Below are 21,638 nucleotides of genomic sequence, written 5' to 3' on the forward strand. Positions count from 1 at the left end.
TTCCCTTTTGCCAACCCAGGAGTTCACCGATGCGTGAGAAGATGATGCTCGTCCCGATGGTGGTGGAACAGACCAGCCGGGGAGAACGTTCCTTTGATATTTATTCGCGCCTGCTGCGCGACCGGATCGTTTTCCTCAATGGCGAAGTCAACGACGACGTGGCCGAAATGCTGTGCGCCCAACTGCTGTTTCTGGAAGCGGAAAACCCGGAGAAACCGATCCACCTGTACATCAACTCGCCGGGCGGGGTGATCACCAGCGGGCTGGCGATTTACGACACCATGCAGTATATCCGCGCGCCGGTGCATACGCTGTGCATGGGCACCGCGCGCTCGATGGGCTCGTTCCTGCTGATGGCCGGAGAGCCGGGCCACCGCATGGCGCTGCCCAACGCCAGCCTGCACGTGCACCAGCCGCTGGGCGGCTTTCAGGGGCAGGCCTCCGACATCTTGATTCATGCCGAAGAGATGAAACGCACCAAAGACACGGTGATCCGGCTGTACGCCAAACATTGCGGCCTCAGCTACGAAGAGGTGGAGCGGGTGTTGGATCGCGATCGCTTTATGACCGCCGACGAAGCGGCGGCCTGGGGGTTGATCGATCGGGTGCTGCGGGAAAGGTAAACGGCTCAGCGGGGCTCGGCGGCCTGCGGCGTGTGCCAAACCCGTTCAAGCCCGAATTCGACCATCGCGAAATAGAGGCTGAAATAGCGCTCCGCCATGATAAAGAACGAACTGTTGAGTTCGATCACCACGTTATTGGTGGTGGTCAACAGGCCGGATTTTTCCGCCGCCTGCAGAATGCGATTCACGTGCGCGCGTGAGACGGAGCACGACTTGGCGATTTTCGCCGAGGAGAGCAGCAGAAAGGGGGAGTCCTGCCGGATGCTTTCGATATGCAGCATCAGCAGCACCATGTGGCCGGCGTCCTTGCTGATAAACAGCCCGGATTGCGGCACCAGATCGATCAGGTAAATCTCCTTGAGCATCAGCTGCCCGTAGGCGGCGAAAAAGGTGGGCAGAAAGTCGGGCGCAGCCAGCAGCGCCGCGATAGGCATCTGTGGCGCCAGCGCCTGGTAGGGCCGCGCCATCGAGGCGATCAGCGCCTGGGTTTCCGCCAGCGCGTGCGGCGTAGGCTTATAGCGCAGTTGGCGCTTGTCATGTTCACAGGGTTTGACCTCCAGCCGGCGGCCGACCCGCAAAAAGAACAGAAAGGAGTCCAGGGAGTTCTCGCTGATGATGTTCTTCCCTTTAAAAAAGGCTTTGATGTCTTTCAGCCCGGCGGCAGGCTGGTGGTAGTAAATGGACAGGATGGTGGAACAAATGATGAACCGGCTGTTCCTGAAGATGATTTTGTAAAACAGCGGATGCTTCTTGTAGGTCTCCTTCAATAATTCCCCGTGTTTGACGATGGCGGTATGAAATGCCGGTGACTGCCTGATGTTGTTGGCCTGTTTCTCCAGGTGAAACTGTAGCTGGAATCTGCTTAGACTCATTTTTCCCTATTTCCTGTACTTAAAAAATGTACTGCTTTTTATCGTTATGGGGTTGCTGTGTATGACTTGACGATCTGCTGGCCCTGGTCGTTGATGAAGGTGGCCTGAACGGTGATCTGAGAAGGGAGCGTCGGCGCCGCAACGCCGTCGAGGTGATAATCCCGCATGCCGAACGGTGCGGTCATCATGTCGCTTTCTTGCCGCACCGGGTAATCGCGCCTGCCGGTTTGCACGGCGATGCGGGCGAAGGAGAGATAAAACGCCGACCGGTTGTGACAGCGCAGCAGATAGCCGCCCGGCGATTTTTGCAGCGAGAACGAGACGGTCTCGGCCGCGTTTTCGGCGTTTCCCTTTAGCGCTTTGGGGCGGTAGAAGATTTTCATCTGCGTGTTCATCGCCAGCGTCACGCGCGACGTCAGCGGCGGCCTGGTCGGCTGGCTGGGCGGGATCTCATACAGATTAAGCCAGAACACCGACTCCCGGTCGGTGGGCAGGTTCGCGCCGGCAAACAGGATCCGCAGCCCTTTCAGCGCCGAAGGCGGCAGGGCGAATACGCTGGGCAGGGTGACAAACGGCGCGCGCGACAGTTCGGGGGCGGCGTTGACGTCGCCGTTATCGACCCAGGTTTGCGCCACGATCGGATAGCCGTTGGTGTTGAGCAACATCAGGGTTTTTTCCGTGTCGCCCTCGCGGAAAATCACCCGGGTGGCGGAGGCGATGATGCCCGCCTGCGCGCCCATGGCCGCCAGCGCCAGCAGCAGGGCGCATCCCATCGTCAGATATTTCTTTCTCATCATTGCACCTTAACCCAGACGTAGGCCCTGGCGTCCACTTTGCCGGCGGTGACCGTTTGCCCGGGCAGCCGGGCGAGCGTGGCGGTGAGCTGGGTGGTGTAGTGGGTGAACCCCGCCGCGGTGCTGCCGCCGCCGCTGGCGCCGTTGAGCACCGGATACCAGCCGGCGTCGTTGCCCTGCGGGCATTGCCCGGCGCTGCAGCGCGCCCAGCCGACGAAGTTCATCGGCGCGCCGTTGCCGGCGTTGGCGAGCGCGATGCCCACGCCGGTGGCGACGCTGCTGTCGGTGCCGTAGCCGCTGGAGAGCAGGTAGCTCACGCCGCCGTTGGCGCTGACCAGCCCGAGCTGCTGCGCCGCAACGTAGCTTTCATACGGCACCTGCAGGCCGAGGGCGGTATTGTTGCTGCTGACGCCGGACACGGCGGCATTGTCGCATTCGATATTGATGGTGAACTGCGCCTGTGAGGTTTGCCCGGCGGTCAACTGGCTGACGGATATGGTCGGCAGGATCACCAGCGGCGTGACGTTGCGCGCCACGCAGGTGGCGGTATAGGTCAATGAGGAGATTGGTGCGGTGCCCATGCCCATTGCGTTCCAGCGCCCGGTGCCCCAGGTGGCGTAGTTGGTGGCGGAGTCGCTGCCGATAGGATCCGAGGCGATGCCGGGCCCCTGAAAGGTGACATAGCCGTTCGGCTGCGTGCAGGTATAGTTCGAATTGCCGGTGGTCGAGGCCATGCCCACCAGCGGGTTGCCGGCGCTGTAGCCGCAGTAGTTGCTGGCGCCCGCGCCCGGCAGCGAGCTGATGCGGATCAGATCGGCGCGGATGGCGCTGAAGTCTTTCACCCGGATCTGAATTTTGCTGCCGACGGTGGCGTAGCGGGTAATCGGCGCCGACTGCCAGTAGCGGGTAAAAACCTTGCCGGAATCCAGATGGGTCAGGCGGATGCCGACGTAGGGGAAGTAGGTGGCGTAGTAGTTGGGGTTACCGTCTTGGGCGCCCAGATCGTAATAGCCGCCGACGCGATCGTCGCCGTTGGTGGCGAAGACTTCATAGATTTGCCCCGCATCGCCGGCGTCGCACTCATACAACACTTTGTTGGGATCGGGATAGCGCGTGCCGGAGGTGAGATCGAACACGCTGGTGCCCAGCGGCGTGCCGACGGGCTGCAGGTAAGTGCTGGTCAGGTTAACCCGGCCCAGCGCCGTGCCCACCCCGCAGGGATCGCAACCGGAATCGATCCAGGGGGCGACCCGGGTGCATTGCGCCAGCGCGGCGGGCGCGCCGCACAGCGACAGGGCGAGCAGAGCAAGGGCGGCGATCGGGTAAGAAATGCGTTTCATCGTCTCTCCTGAGAATCAGTGTGAACGGGCTAGCGGCACGGGGCGCTGAGCCGTTGAATCGGGCCGTCTTCCCCGGCGGGCAGGCGGTAATGCAGCGTGCACTGTTGGCCGGGCGCGTCGCCCCAGTTCAGCGTCAGCGCTCCGGCATTCCGGTCGCTGCGCAGATACACCTGATTGGCCTGGCCGACCATGCCCACGCTGTTGCCCGCGGCGTCGAGGACGTTGGCGCCCATCGGGATCGGCGCGTTGTCGGGCCGCTGCGCGGTGATCAATAGCGCCTGGCCGCGCACGGTGTTGAAGCGCAGGCGCACCGTGGCACCGGCGTACGGGGCGACGCGCCGTTGGCCGTCTTCCAGCTCCGCTTTGTCGTTCATGCCCTCGGGGTTCAGCGCGACGGTGTTGTAGTGATAGGGCACCAGCGACGGCGCCAGCGCGTAGCCAAAGCGATCGACGCGCGCGCCCTGGCCGTCCATCACCCGTGCGCCGCTGGCGCCGGGCGCCTCGATCAGGGCGAAGGTGTCGCCGACATACGGCCCTAATGTCACGCCGCCGCGGTGCGCCACCACTGCCCCCTGCAGCGACAGGGAGCCTTGTCGGTACTGGCGCGCGGTGGAGAACGAGCCGGTGACGTTGGCGTAAGGCAGACGGGTTTGCAGGTTGCCGCCCCAGATGCTTTGTTGGCGATCGTCATCGGTGGTGAAGTTCAGGCCGTAGCTGACCGGCTGTTCGTCGCCGACGCTGCCCGACAGCGCGGCCTGATAGTTGCCGCCCTGGCCCTGGCTGTGGTTGGCCAACAGCGAGACGCTGGGGGCGGATGACGAACGCCCGAGCGGGAAGCTCAGCGACAGGGCGGTGACGGTCTGCGCGCTCTGCGCCAGCGGCGCGCTGTAGACGTTATCCAGCGGCCCGTAGCCGCGGTAGTCGCCGTTGCTGTAGCCCAGGCTGCGGGTGCGGGTGACGGAGAGGTTAAGCGCCACGCCGTTGCCGAAGGTTTTTCCCCAGCCCAGCTGGAGCTGATTGTCGCGGCCGCGCTGATCGCGGTAGTCCTGAGTCGAGCCGGACATCGTCAGGCTGCCGAACGCGCCCATTCCCTGATTGACAGCGACCTCGAAACGCGACCGCTGGCGGTAGGAGTCGGACTGCCAGTTTTGGCCGGTAGTGGCGGCGCGGCGCACGCCGAGCACGTCGCTGAGATCGCGAAAGCCTTCGGTGGAATAGCGGTAGCCGGCGATGGACAAGGTGGTGTCCGTCGGGCTGAAGGTTCGGCTGTAAGAGAGGTGCAGCATCCAGCCGGCGGCGCCGCCGTCCGGCAGGCTGGCGTGGGAATAGGTGGTATCCATGCCGAAGGCGCCCAGCCAGCTGCTGTACACGCCGCCCAGCATCATCGCCTGATAGCCGTCCGCCAGCTGGTTGCCGAGGTTGAAGGTCAGGGCGTTGGTCAGGCCGTGCTGCCAGGTCACTTCGCTGAACAGATCGTTGTCGCCGACGTAGCGGGAACGGCCGACGATCGCCGAGTAGCGCGACTGGCCGGGGCGGATGGATTCCGGCACCGCGGCGAACGGCACGGTGAAGGTGTTGACGCTGCCGTCGGCTTCCGTCACCACCACGGTGAGATCGCCGGCGTAGTTGGTGGCGTACAGATCGTTGATGGCGAACGGCCCCGGCGCGACGGTGGTTTCATACAGCGTGCTATTGCCCTGCAGCACCGTCACGCGCGCGTTGCTTTTCGCCACGCCGCGCACCACCGGCGCATAGCCGCGCTGCGAATCCGGCAGCATGCGGTCGTCCGAACTGAGCTGAATGCCGCGAAAGCCCAGGCCGGAGAAGAAGTGCCCGTCGGTAAAGCCTTCGCCCAACAGCATTTCGCTGCGCCAGGGCAAGATCGCGCGCTGTACGTAGCGGCGGCTGGTGTCCAGATGGCCGCCGAACTCCCGATCGTAGCGGTAGCTGGACTGCTGGCGGTAGCGCCATAGCCCGAGGTTGAAGCCGCCGTTCAGGTTGGCGTAGGTCGAGTCGAGATCGCGGGTTTGCCCCTGTCGGTAACTGACGTGGTACTGGTTGAGGTTGTAATTGACGAAGGCCATCGATTCGCCGCTGTCCAGGCTGGCGGGATTGACGCTGCCGCGCGGCCGGCCGTTCAACAGCGCCTGCGGAATGCTCAGATCCAGCCGCAGCCGCGAGATATCGGCGTTCACCGTGATGTCCTTCAGATCCCGGCCGGGCAGCAGGCATTCCGCTTCGGCGGCCGTCGGCGGATTTTTCAACCCGAAGCGCGTCAGCTGCGGCCGATCGAAACAGGGTAGCACCTGCTTGCCTGCACGTACGAAGCGAATTTGATCGCGTTCGAGAAACTGGCCATTGAGGTACAGATCGATCTGATAACTGCCGGGAGCGACGGCGTCCTGTTGGTTGAACTGGCTCAGGGCGCTGTTGCTCAGCACGCTGCCGCGCAGCAGCGCGGGATCGAAGGTATAGCCGTCGGCGGCGGCGCAGCCCAGCGGCAGCGCCAGCAGCGCGCAACACCAGCGTGCGGGCAGCGGCGCCGCCTTGCGAGCATCGAACATGAATACCTCCCTGTCTGGTTTCAGCGCGCGACGTTCAGGGTGCGTGAGATTTCCACCCCATAGTCATTGATGACGCGCAGTGCGACCTGCCGCACCTCCCCATTCACCGGCCAACTGGCCTGTGAAAACGGCGGGATCAGATCCGCCTGCGGGATGGCGATGCGCTTCGCGCCGCTCAGGATCGCGGCCTGGCTGACGTTGGCGTAGTAGCCGGTCGGGTTGTCGACGTGCAGCGCGTTGCCGGCCTGGCGCAGGCTGAGCCGATCGATGACGTGGTTGGCGTCGCCGGCCAGCCCGGCGGGGCGATAGAACACCTTCAGCCGATTGGTGACCACCAGCAGCAGTTTGTTCTTGTCGCTGTCCGTCTGGCGCACGGCGGGCACCTGCAGGAAGTTGAGATAGAACAGCGATTCGCGATCGCGCGGCAGCGGCTGGCCGACGAACGACAGCCGCACCATCTGCCCGCTGTGCGGATTCATGCGGAAGATCTGCGGCGAGGCGACAAAGGGCGCATCGGCGTTTTCCGGCGTGGATTTGGGGTTATTGATGTCGAGCCAGATCTGCATCAGCGCCGGGGTGCCGTCGTCGTTGGTGAACTGCAGCGTTTTTTCCCGCGCCTCGGCGGGGTAGATCACGCGGTTGCCGAGCAGCGTCACGCTGGCCGAGGCGTGGGTAGCGGCAAAACTCATCAGGCAAAGCGACAGGGCGGCCCATCGGCGGGCGGAGCGGGTTATCTGCGGCATAAACATGAACCGATAAAGGGAGCGAGTTATTCAGCGCCGCCCGGCGAAGGGCGGCGCTGGCATCAACAGGTATGGCGCCTGACGCCGGCTTATTTGTAGCTAATGGCGAACTGTGCGGTGGCGATCACCGAACCGGCCGCCACGCCGGTGTCTTCCGCGTAGTAGCGGGCCACCAGATTCTGCGAGGTGGAGGTGGCGTCTTTCGCCAGCGTCATCGCCGACGTGGTGACGGTCGAACCGCTGGCGAACGACAGCGGCGTAGTGGCGTCGCTGTCCAGCAGTTGAATGGACACCTTGGCCGCATCGCCCGCGTTGCCCAGGTTGCCGTTGGTGGTCGGGTTGTTGCCCGCCAGCACGGTTTTGATCGCCGTATCGCTGGTTGCCGCCGCACAGCCGGTCACGTTGACGGTGAAGGTGGTGTCGCCGGCGGTGGCGCCTTTGGTGGCGAGTTTGCTGGCGGCGACGGTCGGCAGCAGAACGACCGGGTTGGATTGGTTACCGTTAATATTCACCGAGCAGGTTTGCGTGCTGACTTCGCCTTTAAATTGCACCGTATTGGACGAAGCGGCCGCACAGGCGCCGGAGAGAGCCAGCATGGATAATGCGACTAATTTAACATTCATGTGAAATGCCCTTTAATTTACTTTAGATAAAAGCTTTCCTGACAGTAATAAATTACTGACGTGCGGTTGTTGATTAATCATGTTGCGCAATTGTTTTTTAAACGCGTCGGCAAACATGGATTTTCATCCTAACAAACTAAGAATTTTCCCTATAGATGTTTTGAATAAGGCAATAAGGTTATGGTGCCCGTTGTTACATTTTTTTTCATTTGCGCTTATATCATACAAAATAGAAAATAGATCTATATCATTGCGTTGCGTTTTTATTGGATCGCCAGTTTTTTCTATGGAAATAATTTGAAACATTCATGCCTTTTTTGCGTACTAATCAACATGCTGACGGTTGCGTGATTATTTGAAAAACATGTTATCAAGATGTTTTATATCGGTGTGCTTTGCAGGCGAATTACCCCAAAAAAGAGCAACGACAAGCCGCCTGAGGTGTGGAAGCATGCTTTCATGCTGATAAGGAGAATTAAAGTGAGAGTGATTTATATCGACGGTTCACCGCTGTGCCGGCTGGGTATGAAAACATTACTGGGCGGCGGCGTGATAACCTTATCCTCACCCAATATGAATATTATTAAAAATATAAGTCGGGTGCCTGATTTAATTATTATGGAGTTTCCTCAGGAGATTTACCGGTTCGAGACGTATTTAAATTTCATTAAATATTCACGTGGTGAATATAAAGATGTCCGGTTACTGTTCTTTATCGATAAGACTTCGCCGCTGATCCTGGCGTTTATCGCCACGGCGCAGCCGGATGCGATTTTGCACAAACGGGAAACGCTGCAGGTGGTGCGAGAGACCTGCGCAACGCTGGCCCGCCAGGAGACGAGCGAACGGCACGTGGGGAACCGGCATCGGGCGGCGGCGATCACGCCTGGCGAGGCGGCGGTGCTGTGTGAAACCGCGCGCACGGAAGATATTCGCCTGACCGCGCGGCGGTTGAACCTGCACCCGAAAACCGTTTATTCGCACCTCAATAACGCCGGCAAAAAGTTCGGCACCCGCAATCGGGTGGAACTGCTGAAGATGATTGCGCTGCTGTAGCGCGCCGTTAACGGGTTTTGCGGCGGCAGCGATTCGCCGGTCACTCGGCGGCAAACCGGCCCTCGGCGTGGAAGGGGGAAATGGGGGAGTCTGAGTCTGGGGAGATAAAAACAAAAATCCACGCCGAAGCGTGGATTTTTCCGTTTCCGGCAGCCGAGAGCAATGCTGCGGGGAAGGGCTTAGACGTTGAACAGGAAGTTCATCACGTCGCCGTCTTTGACGATGTAGTCTTTACCTTCGGAGCGCATTTTGCCGGCTTCTTTGGCGCCTTGCTCACCCTTGTAGGTGATGAAGTCGTCATAAGAGATGGTTTGCGCGCGGATAAAGCCTTTTTCGAAGTCGGTGTGGATCTTGCCGGCCGCCTGCGGAGCGGTGGCGCCGACCGGGATGGTCCAGGCGCGCACTTCTTTCACGCCGGCGGTGAAGTAGGTCTGCAGGTTCAGCAGCTCGTAACCGGCGCGGATCACGCGGTTCAAGCCCGGCTCTTCCAGGCCCAGCTCGGCCATGAACTCGTCGCGCTCTTCGTCTTCCAGCTCGGCGATGTCGGATTCCACGGCGGCGCACACGGCAACCACCACGGAGCCTTCGGCGTCGGCGATTTTACGCACGGTGTCCAGGTACGGGTTGTTCTCGAAGCCGTCTTCGTTGACGTTGGCGATGTACATGGTCGGCTTCAGGGTCAGGAAGCTCAGGTATTTGATCGCCGCTTTGTCTTCGTCGCTCAGATCCAGCGCGCGCAGCATGCCGGCGTTTTCCAGGTGCGGCAGGCATTTCTCCAGCGCCGCCAGCTCGGCTTTGGCGTCTTTGTCGCCGCCTTTGGCTTTCTTCTGCACGCGGTGGATGGCGCGCTCGCAGGTGTCCAGGTCAGACAGCGCCAGCTCGGTGTTGATCACATCGATGTCTTCGGCCGGATCGACCTTGTTGTTGACGTGAATGATGTTGTCGTTCTCGAAGCAGCGCACCACGTGGCCGATGGCTTCGGTTTCGCGGATGTTGGTCAGGAACTGGTTGCCCAGGCCTTCACCCTTGGACGCGCCTTTCACCAGGCCGGCGATGTCGACGAATTCCATGGTGGTCGGCAGAATGCGCTGCGGCTTGACGATCTCGGCCAGCTTATCCAGACGCGGATCGGGCATCGGCACCACACCGGTGTTCGGTTCAATGGTGCAGAACGGGAAGTTGGCTGCTTCAATGCCCGCTTTGGTCAACGCGTTGAACAGGGTGGATTTGCCTACGTTAGGCAGGCCGACGATACCGCATTTGAATCCCATGTTGTAATCACCTTAAATATCTTAACTATCAGCCGGTTAGGTTTAATCGGCTGCATAAAGGGCAAAATAATGCCGCCATTATACACGTAATGGGCGTTTATCTCGATCAGACTTGTTTGGCCGGGGCGAGCGCAGGCCCGCGGCCGGTTTTTGATTGAGATTTGGATCACATTTACCCATACTGGCCGTTCCGATTAACCGACAGGAAACGCGCCGGATGTATTTCTTGCCTACGCCACCCTGAGCTGTGCCCGCCTGCAGTCTGCCGCACCTTGCGGTACCCCATACCCGCTACGCGGGGAGATGATGTCATCTGTCATAAGTGAATAATGCATGTTTAATCTGAGTAACGTCAGGATCGCGGACGTTAAAAATGAAGTCCTGGCGGGCTTTGTGGTGGCGGTTTCGATGATCCCCGAGGCGGTCGGCTTTTCGCTGGTCGCCGGTCTTTCGCCGATCGTCGGTTTGCACACCGCGTTTATTATCGGCCTGGTCACGGCGCTGTTCGGCGGCAAGCCGGGCATGGTTTCCGGCGCCGCCGGCTCCATTGTGGTGGTGCTGATGAGCCTGGCGGCGCAGTACGGCATGGGCTACGTGCTGTGGGCCACGCTGTTTGCCGGGGGCATTCAAATCCTGATCGGCGCCTTCCGGCTGGGCAAGTTCATTCGTCTGGTGCCGCTGCCGGCGATCCACGGCTTCGTCAACGGTCTGGCGATCGTCATCATGCTGGCGCAGCTGAAGATGATCGCCGGGCAGGGGCCGCTGATGTACGGCCTGGTGGCGCTGGCGATTGCGGTGGTGGTGCTGTTCCCGCGCCTGACCAAAGCCATTCCGTCTTCGCTGGCGGCGCTGCTGGTGGTTTCGGCGTTGGCGATCGGCCTCAATCTGCACACGCTGCGGGTGGGCGATCTGGCGGACATTTCCGGCGCGCTGCCGCACTTCAACCTGCCGACGGCACCGTTCACCCTGGAAATGGTGCGGGTGGTGCTGCCCTATGCGGTGGTGATTGCCCTGGTCGGTTTGATTGAATCGCTGCTGACCATGACGGTGCTGGATGAAATGGGCGGCAAGAAGGGCAACGGCAATCGCGAAAGCATCGCGCAGGGCGCCGGTAACGCGGTATGCGGCCTGTTCGGCTGCTTTGCCGGCTGCGCGATGATCGGCCAGTCGATCATCAACTTCACCTCGGGCGGGCGCGGGCGCCTCTCCGGCACGGTGGGCGCCATCCTGCTGATTCTGTTCGTGGTCAGCCTGTCGCGCTATATCGGCCTGCTGCCGGTGGCGGCGCTGGCCGGGGTGATGCTGGTGGTGTGTTACAACACCTTCGAGTGGAGTTCGCTGCGCCGTTTGCGCCGTATGCCGAAGGCGGACGCGCTGGTGATGCTCGCCGTCACGCTGATCACCATCTTTACCGATCTGGCGGTGGCGGTGATCAGCGGGGTGATTATCTCGGCGCTGGTGTTCGCCTGGCAGCAGGCGCGCATTCGCGTGCGCCAGCGGCAGGTAACGGGCGACGTGGCGGTGTATCAGCTCGATGGCCCGCTGTTCTTCGGCTCTGCCGCCGCTTTCGCCGAGCTGTTCGAGCCGCAAAGCGATCCGCAGAACGTGGTGCTGGATTTTGCCGGCACCCGGGTGATGGATTCCAGCGGCGTAGAGGCGATCGATAAGCTGACGGCGCGTTACCTGGCGGCGGGGAAAAGCATTCGGTTGCGCCACCTGAGCGGCGACTGCGTGCGTTTACTTAAGCGCGCCGGGCCGTTTTGCAGCCATGAGCTGGACGATCCGCAGTATTACGTGGCGGAAGAGGGCTTCACCGCCGATGACCGCCGCGTGAGCGAGGAGACCTTCAACCCGCGCGGCTAGAAGCAGGCAGCGGGCAGGGCGCCCGCTGCGGCAAGGTTCAGGCCTGCGCCTTGAAGCTGTGCAGGCGCTGAACGGTTTTTTCCAGCCCGTCCTTCATCAGCATCTCGGTGCAGCGCAGTGACTCGTCGATCGCTTCGTCGATCATCTTCTGCTCGCTGGCCGGCGGTTTGCCGAGCACGAAGCCCACCACCTTGTTCTTGTCGCCCGGATGGCCGATGCCGATGCGCAGGCGGTAGAAGTTCGGGTTGTTGCCGAACTTGTTCTGGATGTCTTTCAGGCCGTTGTGGCCGCCGTTGCCGCCGCCGAGCTTGATTTTGGCGACGCCGGGCGGCAGATCCAGCTCGTCGTGCGCCACCAGGATCTCGTTTGGTTCGATGCGGTAGAAGTTGGCCATCGCCAGCACCGCTTTGCCGCTCAGGTTCATGAAGGTGGTCGGCACCAGCAGGCGCACGTCGTTGCCCGCCAGGTTCAAACGAGCGGTATAGCCGAAGAACTTGCTCTCTTCTTTCAACTGCTGATTGTGGCGCTGGGCCAGCAGATCGACGTACCAGGCGCCGGCGTTGTGGCGCGTTTGGGCATATTCCGCGCCCGGGTTGGCCAGGCCAACTATCAATTTAATACTGCTCACTGGGAGATTCACTATGATCAGGGTAATGGAAAGGGTCTTAGTCTACCTGCCGGGGCGGCGAATGACAAAATCCGATCCCCGCCGTCGCCTTAGGTAAGAAAGACGAATGATTCATTAGCTGAATAATTCAATTTGTCCGCTAATTTTCAGCGGCGCGTTAAGAAGTGTCAATAATTCTTTACCATTTGTGATCGCCTCCGCAATCCCCTTGCCGCAACAAGGACTATACTTAACTTATCAAAGTGGGTTAACAAGTTGCAGCGTTATCCCGGTTGGCACATGGCAATCATGGAGGTGGCATATGAAACGTAGAAGCGCGGACAGAATGGGCAACTTTTTTATGGGGCTGGGGCTGGTCGTGATGATCGGCGGCGTCGGATACTCCATTATTGCTGAAGTATCCCAGTTCAATTTACCGCAATTTTTCGCCCACGGCGCCATCATGAGTATCTTCGTCGGCGCGCTGTTGTGGCTGGTGGGCGCGCGTATCGGCGGCCGCGAGCAGGTGGCGGATCGCTACTGGTGGGTAAAACACTTTGATAAACGGTGCCGCAACGACCAACATCGTTCGTCGCATTGATTAAAAAATCAGAAGGGAAGCGAGAGCAGGGCAAGGGAAAATCTGCCGTGCATTAAGGTTTGAGGTCATGTTGGACTACGAGTAGAAAACCCGTTGTTGCTTACGCACCAACGGGTTTTTCTTTTTCTGCTGTCGGGCTCGCTATCTTTCCGGCACGGTGGGCGCCGCACCGGAAAGACGACGAATCAATGCTCGAACATCGCAGAGATCGACTCTTCGTTGCTGATGCGGCGGATGGCTTCAGCCAGCATGCCGGACAGGGTCAGAGTGCGAACGTTTTTCAGTGCCTTGATTTCCGGCGACAGCGGAATGGTGTCGCAGACGATCACTTCATCAATCACCGAGTTCTTGATGTTGTCCACGGCATTGCCGGAGAAGATCGGGTGCGTCGCGTAGGCGAATACGCGCTTGGCACCGCGTTCTTTCAACGCTTCAGCCGCTTTGCACAAGGTACCGCCGGTGTCGATCATGTCGTCGACCAGCACGCAGTCGCGGCCTGCCACGTCACCGATGATGTGCATCACCTGAGAAACGTTCGCGCGCGGGCGGCGTTTGTCGATGATGGCCATATCGGTGTCGTTCAGCAGTTTGGCGATGGCGCGGGCACGCACTACGCCGCCGATGTCCGGGGAAACCACGATCGGGTTTTCCAGGTTCTGCTGCAGCATGTCTTCCAGCAGGATCGGGCTGCCGAACACGTTGTCTACCGGAACGTCGAAGAAGCCTTGAATCTGCTCAGCATGCAGATCCACCGTCAGAACGCGGTCAACCCCTACGCTGGAGAGGAAATCGGCAACCACCTTGGCGGTGATTGGCACACGCGCGGAACGCACGCGGCGATCCTGGCGGGCATAGCCGAAGTAAGGGATAACGGCGGTAATACGACCTGCGGAGGCGCGACGCAGGGCGTCGACCATCACAACCAGTTCCATCAGGTTGTCGTTGGTCGGGGCACAGGTGGACTGGATGATGAAAATATCACCGCCGCGTACATTTTCGTTGATTTGCACGCTCACTTCGCCGTCGCTAAAACGACCTACAGCGGCGTCACCAAGGCTGGTGTACAAACGGTTGGCAATACGTTGTGCTAGTTCCGGGGTGGCGTTACCAGCAAAAAGCTTCATATCAGGCACGAGAAGAACCTCAGGCTTGCGTCCAGAGAAGATATTGTCATACGACATCGCCAAGGGGCAGTCGGCGACGCCGGCGCAATATACATACGGGTATGTAAAACTAAAATTGAGACCGCAGGCAGCGCAGGGATAACAGGGCCAGGTGTGCATGACCCTGCGCAGCGAAACGTTGAGCTACGACTCAAACCGCCCGGAACGAATGCGATGTAGTGGGGAGACGTTAACGCCGCGCGCTACAAAACCACACAACCACTCCGGGGCTTGATTTAACACCTGACGGGCGGCGATTTCTGTGTCGAATTCAGCAAACACACAAGCACCTGTGCCAGTCAGGCGTGACGGGGCGTATTCTAACAGCCATGAAAGAAGCTGTTCAACCTCGCGAAAACGTTTTCTTGCGATCGGTTCGCAATCATTTGCGTACGGTGCCTGCAACAGCTCACTTAAGGAGCGAACCGGGGTGTCTCTTTTCAATTCGGGGTCGCCGAAGATAACCGGCGTCGGGATGCCGACGCCGGGATGCGCCACCAGATACCACTTTTCCTGTGGCTCGGCCGGCTGCAGGCGCTCGCCGATGCCTTCGGCGAAGGCGGCGTGGCCGCGCACGAACACCGGCACGTCGGCGCCGAGGCTGAGCCCCAGCTCGGCCAGTTGGTCGTCGTCAAGGCCGCAGCGCCACAGTTCGTTCAGCGCCACCAGCACGGTGGCGGCGTTGGAGGAGCCGCCGCCCAAACCGCCGCCCATCGGCAGGCGCTTGTCGATGCTGATGTCGGCGCCGCGCGGTGCGGTTTGCAGGCCGCGTTCATCGCAATAGCGCTGCAGCAGGCGGGCGGCACGCACGATCAGGTTCTGCTCGTCCGGCACGCCGTCGACCGGCGTCAGCAGATGAATGCGATCGTCCTGGCGCGGGTCAATGGTCAGGGTGTCGCCGTAGTCCAAAAACTGGAACAGCGTCTGCAGCAGGTGATAGCCGTCTTCACGACGGCCGGTGATGTACAGAAACAGGTTGAGTTTCGCGGGGGAGGGCCACTGGCGGATCATTTGAGCGTCCAGTTGTCCATTTTCAGCTTGATGCGCTGGTCGCCCTGCTGCAGCTCCAGGCGGTTTGGCAGCGTCGGCTGCACCTCGTTGCTGTAGCCCTGGTAATCCACTTTCCAGGTCTGGCCGCCTTGCTGGTAGGTCAGCTTGCTCAGGCGATATTGGTCATCCAGCGCAAAATCGCTGGCTTCGCCCGGCAGGCCGAGCATCCACTGGCGCAGGTTGTTCAGCGGGATCGCCATGCCGGTCAGCTTGCGGATCATCTCTTCCGGGTTGTCGCTGACGTAGCGTTTGCCCTGGTTGTCGGTCAGCTGCACCACGTTTTTCTGCACGTTGAGATCCATTTCCGTGCTGCCGAGCGGGTTGGTCAGCAGCAGGCGGTAGCGCTCCGGCGAGAACTGCTGCCAGAAGAAGCGGGCGTAGACTTTTTTCTGATCAGACAAGTAGGCGAAGGAGCCGCGGGTCTGATAGGTGCTGAGCTGCTGCACCGCCTGCTCATGGGCGCGCCACTGCGGTGAGGTCGGGCTGGTGGCCGGGCCGGTCGGCTTGGTGGTGGTACAGGCGGCCAGCACCAGGCTGGCCAGCGGGATCAGACGGAGCAAACTAACTTTGCGTATTGGCATAACTTTCTCTTGTCCTTTTGTCCTTGCGGGCATGCGCGACGAAACCCGGATTCAGCGCTCACGCTAACGGGGCGGCGGCGGCGCGTCAATTTTTTGCTGCATCGCGTTGAATCTTGCCGCTTTTACCGGCGCAATGCCAACCCGGCACGCGCGTCGGGGTCGCCATTAAGCGTAACACAATCGCCTGAAGGCGGGGGAGGCGCGCCCGATAAGCGGTGCCTTCGTTGCGCAAACGCCGCCGTTGTGTACGCCCAATAGCGTGCGCGTTATCGCAAACTGCGCTAAAATTTAAGCAATCGACCTACCTCATGACTATTTATCCTGCTGTATTTATTGCTTATTCATTAATTGATGTCATCTATGACAGCGATTGAACGGAAGATGCGGTTGTTACTTTTATTGATCCCGCGCATCAAGTAGAATGCCGTTCAACGAGAACCCGTACCAAGATAAGTATTACTCGAAGCAATGACCCTGCTGGCGTTAGGTATAAATCACAAAACCGCTCCGGTTTCTCTGCGTGAAAGGGTGACCTTCTCGCCAGAGTCCATCGATGAGGCGCTGACCAGCTTGCTCCAACAACCGTTGGTGCAGGGCGGCGTCGTGTTGTCCACCTGCAACCGCACCGAGCTGTACCTCAGCGTAGAGCAGCAGGAACACATGCACGAGCAACTGGTCGCCTGGCTGTGCGCCTATCACAACCTGCGTCCGGAAGAGGTGAAGAAAAGCCTGTACTGGCATCAGGGCAACGACGCGGTCAGCCATCTGATGCGGGTGGCCAGCGGGTTGGACTCATTGGTACTGGGCGAACCGCAGATCCTCGGCCAGGTGAAAAAGGCCTTCGCCGAGTCGCAACGCGGCCAGTCGCTCTCCGGCGAGCTGGAGCGTCTGTTCCAGAAATCCTTCTCCGTCGCCAAGCGCGTGCGCACCGAAACCGACATCGGCGCCAGCGCGGTCTCCGTGGCGTTCGCCGCCTGTACGCTGGCGCGCCAGATCTTCGAATCGCTGGCCGATCTCAACGTCTTGCTGGTGGGCGCCGGCGAAACCATCGAGCTGGTGGCGCGCCACCTGCGCGAGCATAAAGTGCGGCACATGATCATCGCCAACCGTACCCGCGAGCGCGCGCAGCTGCTGGCGGACGAGGTCGGCGCGGAGGTGATCACCCTGCCTGAGATCGACGAACGCCTGGCGGACGCCGACATCATCATCAGTTCCACCGCCAGCCCGCTGCCGATCATCGGCAAGGGCATGGTGGAGCGCGCGCTGAAGGCGCGCCGCAACCAGCCGATGCTGCTGGTGGATATCGCCGTACCGCGCGACATCGAGCCGGAGGTCGGCAAACTGGCCAACGCCTATCTGTACAGCGTGGACGATCTGCACGCCATCATTCAAAGCAATCTGGCGCAGCGCAAAGCGGCGGCGGTGCAGGCGGAATCGATCGTGCAGCAGGAAAGCACCAACTTCATGGCCTGGCTGCGCTCGCAGGGCGCGGTGGAAACCATCCGCGACTACCGTTCGCAGGCCGACCAAATTCGCGCAGAGATGGAGGCCAAAGCGCTGGCCGCCATCGCGCAGGGCGCCAACGTGGAGCAGGTGATACACGAGCTGGCCCATAAACTGACCAACCGTCTTATTCATGCCCCCACCAAATCCCTCCAGCAGGCCGCCGGCGACGGCGACGTGGAGCGGTTGCAGTTATTACGCGACAGCCTCGGGCTGGATCAGCATTAGTTTTCTCTATTAACAGGGTTTATTACCACGCATGAAGCCTTCTATTGTTGCCAAACTGGAAGCGTTACAAGAGCGCCATGAAGAAGTGCAGGCGCTGCTCGGCGATGCCGGCGTTATCGCCGACCAAGACCGGTTCCGCGCGCTGTCGCGAGAATACGCGCAGCTGACCGACGTCAGCCGCTGCTTCCTGGAATGGCGTCAGGTGCAGGAGGATCTGGAGACGGCGGAAATGATGCTGGACGATCCGGAGATGCGCGAGATGGCGCAGGAAGAGCTGAAACAGGCGCGGGCGGCCAGCGAAGAGCTGGAGCAGCAGCTGCAGGTGTTGCTGCTGCCGAAAGATCCGGACGATGAGCGCAGCTGCTTCCTCGAGGTGCGCGCCGGCACCGGCGGCGATGAGGCGGCGATCTTCGCCGGCGATCTGTTCCGCATGTACAGTCGCTATGCGGAAAGCCGCCGCTGGCGCGTCGAGGTGATGAGCGCCAACGAAGGCGAGCACGGCGGCTTCAAGGAAGTGATCGCCAAAGTCTCCGGCGACGGCGTGTACGGCCAGCTGAAGTTTGAATCCGGCGGCCACCGCGTGCAGCGCGTGCCGGAAACCGAATCCCAGGGGCGCATCCACACCTCCGCTTGTACCGTGGCGGTGATGCCGGAAGTGCCGGAAGCCGAGCTGCCGGACATCAACCCGGGCGATCTGAAAATCGACACTTTCCGCTCCTCCGGCGCCGGCGGCCAGCACGTTAACACCACCGACTCGGCGATCCGCATCACCCACCTGCCGACCGGCATCGTGGTGGAGTGCCAGGACGAGCGTTCACAGCACAAAAACAAAGCCAAGGCGATGTCGGTGCTGGGCGCGCGCATTCGCGCCGCCGAGATGGCCAAGCGCCAGCAGGCCGAGGCGTCCACTCGCCGCAACCTGCTGGGCAGCGGCGATCGTTCCGACCGTAACCGCACCTACAACTTCCCGCAGGGGCGGGTGACCGACCACCGCATCAACCTGACGCTCTACCGTCTGGACGAGGTGATGGAAGGCAAACTGGACATGCTGATCCAGCCGATCGTGCAGGAGTATCAGGCCGACCAGCTGGCTGCGCTGTCCGCCGAGCAAGAGTGATGGACTATCAACACTGGCTGAAAGCCGCCGCCGCGCGTTTGACCCACAGCGACAGCGCCCGGCGCGACGCGGAAATCCTGTTGGGTTTTGTGACCGGCAAGGCCAGGACCTTCCTGATGGCGTTCGGGGAAACCCTGCTGACGCCGCCGCAGCAACAGCAACTGGAGACGCTGCTGGCGCGCCGCGAGCGCGGTGAGCCGGTGGCCTATCTGGTGGGCGAGCGCGAGTTTTGGTCGCTGCCGCTGTCGGTTTCGCCCGCAACGCTGATCCCACGCCCGGATACCGAATGCCTGGTGGAATTGGCGCTGGCGCGTCTGCCGCCGCAACCCTGCCACTTCCTCGATCTCGGCACCGGCACCGGCGCCATCGCGCTGGCGCTGGCCAGCGAGCGCCCAGATTGTTCGGCAATCGGCGTCGATGTGCAGCCGGAGGCGGTCGCGCTGGCGCAGCATAATGCGCGCAAGCTGAAGATCGACAACGTCCGATTTCTACAGGGCAGCTGGTTTGCGCCGGTGGCGGGGCAACGCTTCGCGCTGATCGCCAGCAATCCGCCCTATATCGACGCCGCCGATCCGCATTTGTCGCAGGGCGACGTGCGCTTCGAGCCGGGCAGCGCGCTGGTCGCCGCCGATCATGGGCTGGCGGATCTGGCCGCCATCGTGAGCCAGGCGCCGCACCATTTGCAGCCGCAGGGTTGGCTGCTGTTGGAACATGGCTGGCAGCAGGGCGAGAGCGTGCGCGCGCTGCTGCAGGCCGCCGGATTTTCCGCTGTCGCCACCCACCGCGATTACGGCGACAACGACCGCGTGACGCTCGGCCAATGGCCGGGATAATCGCCACTGATAATAACGACGCCCGGGCCATTTAAGAGAGCATCATGACTGCATACACCGCGTTGAAACATTTCCATTTGCTGACGGTCGCCATCAGTATTACCTTGTTTGTGCTGCGTTTCTTTTGGCAGTGGCGCCGCTCGCCGATCATGGGCCGCCGCTGGGTCAAGGTAGCGCCGCACCTGAACGACACGCTGCTGTTCGTCAGCGGCATCGCGCTGGTGGTGACGTTCGGGTTTTATCCGCTGCTGGGTATGGACTCATGGCTGACCGAGAAGCTGTTTGGCGTTATTATCTATATCCTGCTTGGCTACGTCGCATTGGGCAAGAAGACCAAAAGTCAGCGGCAGCGAACCGTGGCGTTCGTGCTGGCGTTGGGCTGCCTGTACCTGATAATTAAACTTGCCACGACGAAAATACCGTTTCTGATGGGATACCTATGAGTAGCATTGCTGATTTTGAATTTAACGCCTCGCCGCTGAGCGAAGGGGTGATCCTGGTGTCGCAGTCGGTGCGGCGCGATTTCCCGGCTGCCGACGTGGAGCGCAAGCTGCAACAGCTGGTGGACGAAGCGCGCGCGGTGGTGCCGGCCGATATCACTCAGGAGCAGCAACTGGATGCGCTCATCGAGCTGTTTTACAAGACCTGGGGCTTCGGCGGCGCCAGCGGCGTGTACCGCCTGTCGGACGCCATCTGGCTGGACAAGGTGCTGGAAGGGCGGCAGGGCACGCCGGTCTCGCTGGGCACCATTTTCCTGCACATCGCCAACGCGCTGGATCTGCCGCTGCTGCCGGTGATTTTCCCCACTCAGCTGATCCTGCGCGCCGACTGGCTGGACGAAGAGCTGTGGCTGATCAACCCGCTTAACGGCGAAACCCTGAGCGAACACCAGCTGGAAGTGTGGATCAAGGGCAACCTGGGGCTGGGCGCCGAGCTGGAAGACGACGACCTCGACGAGTCGGAGAACATCATGGTGGTGCGCAAGATGCTCGATACGCTGAAGGCCGCCCTGATGGAAGAAAAACAGCTGGAAATGGCGCTGCGCACCAGCGAAACGGTGCTGTGCTTCGATCCGGAAGATCCGTACGAGATCCGCGACCGCGGGCTGATTTACGCCCAGCTGGAGTGCAACCATATCGCGATTTCCGATCTCAACTATTTTGTCGAGCAGTGTCCTGAAGACCCGGTCAGCGAAGTGATCAAAGTGCAGATCCATTCGATTGAGCCGAAACAGGTGACGCTGCATTAATTCAATGACTCCGCGCAGTGTGCAAGGCGACGGTTACAACCTTAACAAAGGCGAAAGCATGAAACAGAAAGTGGTTAGCATTGGCGATATCGACGTAGCAAACGATCTGCCGTTTGTGCTGTTTGGCGGTATGAACGTGCTGGAATCGCGCGATCTGGCGATGAGCATCTGCGAACACTACGTCACCGTGACGCAAAAACTGGGCATTCCTTACGTATTCAAGGCCTCTTTCGACAAGGCCAACCGCTCTTCCATCCACTCGTACCGCGGTCCGGGCCTGGAAGAAGGGATGAAGATCTTCGAAGAGCTGAAAAAAACCTTCGGCGTGAAAATCATCACCGACGTGCATGAAGCGGCGCAGGCGCAGCCGGTTTCCGAAGTGGTTGACGTGATCCAGCTGCCGGCCTTCCTGGCGCGCCAGACCGATCTGGTGGAAGCGATGGCGAAAACCGGCGCGGTGATCAACGTCAAGAAGCCGCAGTTCGTCAGCCCGGGGCAGATGGGCAATATCGTCGACAAGTTCAAAGAGGGCGGCAACGACCAGGTGATCCTGTGCGATCGCGGCAGCAACTTTGGCTATGACAACCTGGTGGTCGACATGCTGGGCATCAACGTGATGAAAAACGTGACCGGCGGCCATCCGGTGATCTTCGACGTGACCCACGCGCTGCAGACCCGCGATCCGTTCGGCGCCGCGTCCGGTGGCCGTCGCGCTCAGGTGGCCGAGCTGGCGCGCGCCGGCATGGCGGTCGGCCTGGCCGGTCTGTTCCTCGAAGCGCACCCGGATCCGAACAACGCCAAGTGCGACGGCCCGTCCGCGCTGCCGCTGGACAAGCTGGAGCCGTTCCTGGCGCAGATGAAAGCCATCGACGACCTGGTGAAGAGCTTCCCGGAGCTGGATACCAGCAACTAAGCGCTCGTCACCATAAAAAAAGCCCGACTCGTCGGGCTTTTTTA

21 protein-coding genes are annotated in these 21,638 nt (G+C 60.8%); 10 read left to right on the forward strand and 11 right to left on the reverse strand.

Annotated features, from left to right (window positions below; all coding sequences use genetic code 11):
* Window positions 1-29 precede the first annotated feature (29 nt).
* On the forward strand, window positions 30-623 hold the full coding sequence (locus SSARUM2_RS09750; protein WP_033638144.1) for an ATP-dependent Clp protease proteolytic subunit: 594 nt from the start codon (window positions 30-32) through the stop codon (window positions 621-623).
* A gap of 5 nt (window positions 624-628) precedes the next feature.
* Here SSARUM2_RS09750 and SSARUM2_RS09755 read toward each other — a convergent pair whose 3' ends face one another.
* The 6 genes from SSARUM2_RS09755 to SSARUM2_RS09780 all read right to left on the reverse strand — a co-directional run bounded on the left by SSARUM2_RS09755 (window position 629) and on the right by SSARUM2_RS09780 (window position 7,559).
* The gene (locus SSARUM2_RS09755; RefSeq protein ID WP_033638145.1) at window positions 629-1,495 is read right to left on the reverse strand and encodes a hypothetical protein; all 867 of its coding nucleotides are present in this window, start codon (window positions 1,493-1,495) and stop codon (window positions 629-631) included.
* Window positions 1,496-1,539: 44 nt separating this feature from the next.
* A complete protein-coding gene (locus SSARUM2_RS09760) occupies window positions 1,540-2,292 on the reverse strand; it encodes a molecular chaperone (protein WP_229700388.1) in 753 nt (250 codons plus the stop codon).
* Window positions 2,289-3,629 (reverse strand): fimbrial protein, encoded by a 1,341-nt coding sequence (locus tag SSARUM2_RS09765; RefSeq protein WP_033638147.1) that lies wholly within the window; start codon window positions 3,627-3,629, stop codon window positions 2,289-2,291. Before SSARUM2_RS09765 ends, SSARUM2_RS09760 begins: the two co-directional genes overlap by 4 nt.
* Window positions 3,630-3,658: 29 nt before the next feature.
* Window positions 3,659-6,193, reverse strand: coding sequence for a fimbria/pilus outer membrane usher protein (locus SSARUM2_RS09770; RefSeq protein WP_060452857.1), 2,535 nt, complete (start codon window positions 6,191-6,193; stop codon window positions 3,659-3,661).
* A 20-nt stretch (window positions 6,194-6,213) separates the two neighbouring features.
* Complete coding sequence (locus tag SSARUM2_RS09775; RefSeq protein WP_060452980.1) at window positions 6,214-6,936, reverse strand: molecular chaperone; 723 nt, start codon at window positions 6,934-6,936, stop codon at window positions 6,214-6,216.
* An 89-nt stretch (window positions 6,937-7,025) separates the two neighbouring features.
* A complete protein-coding gene (locus SSARUM2_RS09780; protein WP_015377562.1) occupies window positions 7,026-7,559 on the reverse strand; it encodes a fimbrial protein in 534 nt (177 codons plus the stop codon).
* Window positions 7,560-7,934: 375 nt separating this feature from the next.
* On the opposite strand from SSARUM2_RS09780, the gene SSARUM2_RS09785 reads away from it, so the two are divergent.
* Entirely contained in the window at window positions 7,935-8,615 is a 681-nt protein-coding gene (locus SSARUM2_RS09785; protein WP_223182175.1) for a LuxR C-terminal-related transcriptional regulator, read from the forward strand.
* 179 nt (window positions 8,616-8,794) lie between these two features.
* Here the strand turns inward: SSARUM2_RS09785 and ychF are convergent, their stop codons facing one another.
* Window positions 8,795-9,886 (reverse strand): redox-regulated ATPase YchF, encoded by a 1,092-nt coding sequence (gene ychF, locus SSARUM2_RS09790; protein WP_033646394.1) that lies wholly within the window; start codon window positions 9,884-9,886, stop codon window positions 8,795-8,797.
* Window positions 9,887-10,219: 333 nt separating this feature from the next.
* Here ychF and SSARUM2_RS09795 point away from each other — a divergent pair, with 333 nt between their 5' ends.
* Window positions 10,220-11,749: a SulP family inorganic anion transporter gene (locus SSARUM2_RS09795; RefSeq protein WP_060452858.1), complete on the forward strand. Its 1,530-nt coding sequence runs from the start codon at window positions 10,220-10,222 to the stop codon at window positions 11,747-11,749.
* 37 nt (window positions 11,750-11,786) lie between these two features.
* Here SSARUM2_RS09795 and pth read toward each other — a convergent pair whose 3' ends face one another.
* Entirely contained in the window at window positions 11,787-12,377 is a 591-nt protein-coding gene (gene pth / locus SSARUM2_RS09800; RefSeq protein ID WP_004941053.1) for an aminoacyl-tRNA hydrolase, read from the reverse strand.
* 301 nt (window positions 12,378-12,678) lie between these two features.
* Between pth and ychH the strand changes: the two genes are divergently transcribed.
* The gene (gene ychH, locus SSARUM2_RS09805) at window positions 12,679-12,957 is read left to right on the forward strand and encodes a stress-induced protein YchH (protein ID WP_025302491.1); all 279 of its coding nucleotides are present in this window, start codon (window positions 12,679-12,681) and stop codon (window positions 12,955-12,957) included.
* Window positions 12,958-13,142: 185 nt separating this feature from the next.
* On the opposite strand, the gene prs is transcribed toward ychH, so the two are convergent.
* The 3 genes from prs to lolB all read right to left on the reverse strand — a co-directional run bounded on the left by prs (window position 13,143) and on the right by lolB (window position 15,751).
* Window positions 13,143-14,090, reverse strand: coding sequence for a ribose-phosphate diphosphokinase (gene prs / locus SSARUM2_RS09810; RefSeq protein ID WP_004941061.1), 948 nt, complete (start codon window positions 14,088-14,090; stop codon window positions 13,143-13,145).
* Between the two features lie 174 nt (window positions 14,091-14,264).
* Complete coding sequence (gene ispE / locus SSARUM2_RS09815) at window positions 14,265-15,131, reverse strand: 4-(cytidine 5'-diphospho)-2-C-methyl-D-erythritol kinase (RefSeq protein ID WP_060452860.1); 867 nt, start codon at window positions 15,129-15,131, stop codon at window positions 14,265-14,267.
* A complete protein-coding gene (gene lolB, locus SSARUM2_RS09820; protein ID WP_025302493.1) occupies window positions 15,128-15,751 on the reverse strand; it encodes a lipoprotein insertase outer membrane protein LolB in 624 nt (207 codons plus the stop codon). Before lolB ends, ispE begins: the two co-directional genes overlap by 4 nt.
* Before the next feature lie 468 nt (window positions 15,752-16,219).
* Between lolB and hemA the strand changes: the two genes are divergently transcribed.
* Genes hemA through kdsA form a run of 6 tightly spaced genes read left to right on the forward strand, consistent with a single transcriptional unit; the run spans window position 16,220 to window position 21,594 of the window.
* A complete protein-coding gene (gene hemA, locus SSARUM2_RS09825) occupies window positions 16,220-17,482 on the forward strand; it encodes a glutamyl-tRNA reductase (RefSeq protein ID WP_033638164.1) in 1,263 nt (420 codons plus the stop codon).
* Between the two features lie 31 nt (window positions 17,483-17,513).
* Window positions 17,514-18,599, forward strand: coding sequence for a peptide chain release factor 1 (gene prfA, locus SSARUM2_RS09830; protein ID WP_033638166.1), 1,086 nt, complete (start codon window positions 17,514-17,516; stop codon window positions 18,597-18,599).
* Window positions 18,599-19,432 (forward strand): peptide chain release factor N(5)-glutamine methyltransferase, encoded by an 834-nt coding sequence (gene prmC / locus SSARUM2_RS09835; RefSeq protein WP_049235120.1) that lies wholly within the window; start codon window positions 18,599-18,601, stop codon window positions 19,430-19,432. Before prfA ends, prmC begins: the two co-directional genes overlap by 1 nt.
* 41 nt (window positions 19,433-19,473) lie before the next feature.
* On the forward strand, window positions 19,474-19,875 hold the full coding sequence (locus SSARUM2_RS09840) for a SirB2 family protein (RefSeq protein WP_185744067.1): 402 nt from the start codon (window positions 19,474-19,476) through the stop codon (window positions 19,873-19,875).
* Window positions 19,872-20,681 (forward strand): invasion regulator SirB1, encoded by an 810-nt coding sequence (gene sirB1, locus SSARUM2_RS09845; protein WP_033653850.1) that lies wholly within the window; start codon window positions 19,872-19,874, stop codon window positions 20,679-20,681. Before SSARUM2_RS09840 ends, sirB1 begins: the two co-directional genes overlap by 4 nt.
* Window positions 20,682-20,739: 58 nt before the next feature.
* The gene (kdsA, locus tag SSARUM2_RS09850; protein ID WP_004941087.1) at window positions 20,740-21,594 is read left to right on the forward strand and encodes a 3-deoxy-8-phosphooctulonate synthase; all 855 of its coding nucleotides are present in this window, start codon (window positions 20,740-20,742) and stop codon (window positions 21,592-21,594) included.
* Window positions 21,595-21,638: the final 44 nt, after the last annotated feature.

This window comes from Serratia sp. K-E0102 (assembly GCF_029962625.1).
Lineage (GTDB): Bacteria > Pseudomonadota > Gammaproteobacteria > Enterobacterales > Enterobacteriaceae > Serratia > Serratia sarumanii.

Excerpts from the sequence above, each read along its gene's own strand:
- ychF (WP_033646394.1), bottom strand. The coding sequence starts at position 9,886 with ATGGGATTCAAATGCGGTATCGTCGGCCTGCCTAACGTAGGCAAATCC.
- prfA (WP_033638166.1), top strand. The coding sequence starts at position 17,514 with ATGAAGCCTTCTATTGTTGCCAAACTGGAAGCGTTACAAGAGCGCCAT.
- SSARUM2_RS09755 (WP_033638145.1), bottom strand. The coding sequence starts at position 1,495 with ATGAGTCTAAGCAGATTCCAGCTACAGTTTCACCTGGAGAAACAGGCC.
- SSARUM2_RS09775 (WP_060452980.1), bottom strand. The coding sequence starts at position 6,936 with ATGCCGCAGATAACCCGCTCCGCCCGCCGATGGGCCGCCCTGTCGCTT.
- sirB1 (WP_033653850.1), top strand. The coding sequence starts at position 19,872 with ATGAGTAGCATTGCTGATTTTGAATTTAACGCCTCGCCGCTGAGCGAA.
- SSARUM2_RS09795 (WP_060452858.1), top strand. The coding sequence starts at position 10,220 with ATGTTTAATCTGAGTAACGTCAGGATCGCGGACGTTAAAAATGAAGTC.
- SSARUM2_RS09760 (WP_229700388.1), bottom strand. The coding sequence starts at position 2,292 with ATGATGAGAAAGAAATATCTGACGATGGGATGCGCCCTGCTGCTGGCG.
- kdsA (WP_004941087.1), top strand. The coding sequence starts at position 20,740 with ATGAAACAGAAAGTGGTTAGCATTGGCGATATCGACGTAGCAAACGAT.
- SSARUM2_RS09785 (WP_223182175.1), top strand. The coding sequence starts at position 7,935 with ATGTTTTATATCGGTGTGCTTTGCAGGCGAATTACCCCAAAAAAGAGC.
- ispE (WP_060452860.1), bottom strand. The coding sequence starts at position 15,131 with ATGATCCGCCAGTGGCCCTCCCCCGCGAAACTCAACCTGTTTCTGTAC.
- SSARUM2_RS09780 (WP_015377562.1), bottom strand. The coding sequence starts at position 7,559 with ATGAATGTTAAATTAGTCGCATTATCCATGCTGGCTCTCTCCGGCGCC.
- SSARUM2_RS09765 (WP_033638147.1), bottom strand. The coding sequence starts at position 3,629 with ATGAAACGCATTTCTTACCCGATCGCCGCCCTTGCTCTGCTCGCCCTG.
- SSARUM2_RS09770 (WP_060452857.1), bottom strand. The coding sequence starts at position 6,193 with ATGTTCGATGCTCGCAAGGCGGCGCCGCTGCCCGCACGCTGGTGTTGC.
- SSARUM2_RS09750 (WP_033638144.1), top strand. The coding sequence starts at position 30 with ATGCGTGAGAAGATGATGCTCGTCCCGATGGTGGTGGAACAGACCAGC.
- ychH (WP_025302491.1), top strand. The coding sequence starts at position 12,679 with ATGAAACGTAGAAGCGCGGACAGAATGGGCAACTTTTTTATGGGGCTG.
- hemA (WP_033638164.1), top strand. The coding sequence starts at position 16,220 with ATGACCCTGCTGGCGTTAGGTATAAATCACAAAACCGCTCCGGTTTCT.
- lolB (WP_025302493.1), bottom strand. The coding sequence starts at position 15,751 with ATGCCAATACGCAAAGTTAGTTTGCTCCGTCTGATCCCGCTGGCCAGC.
- prmC (WP_049235120.1), top strand. The coding sequence starts at position 18,599 with ATGGACTATCAACACTGGCTGAAAGCCGCCGCCGCGCGTTTGACCCAC.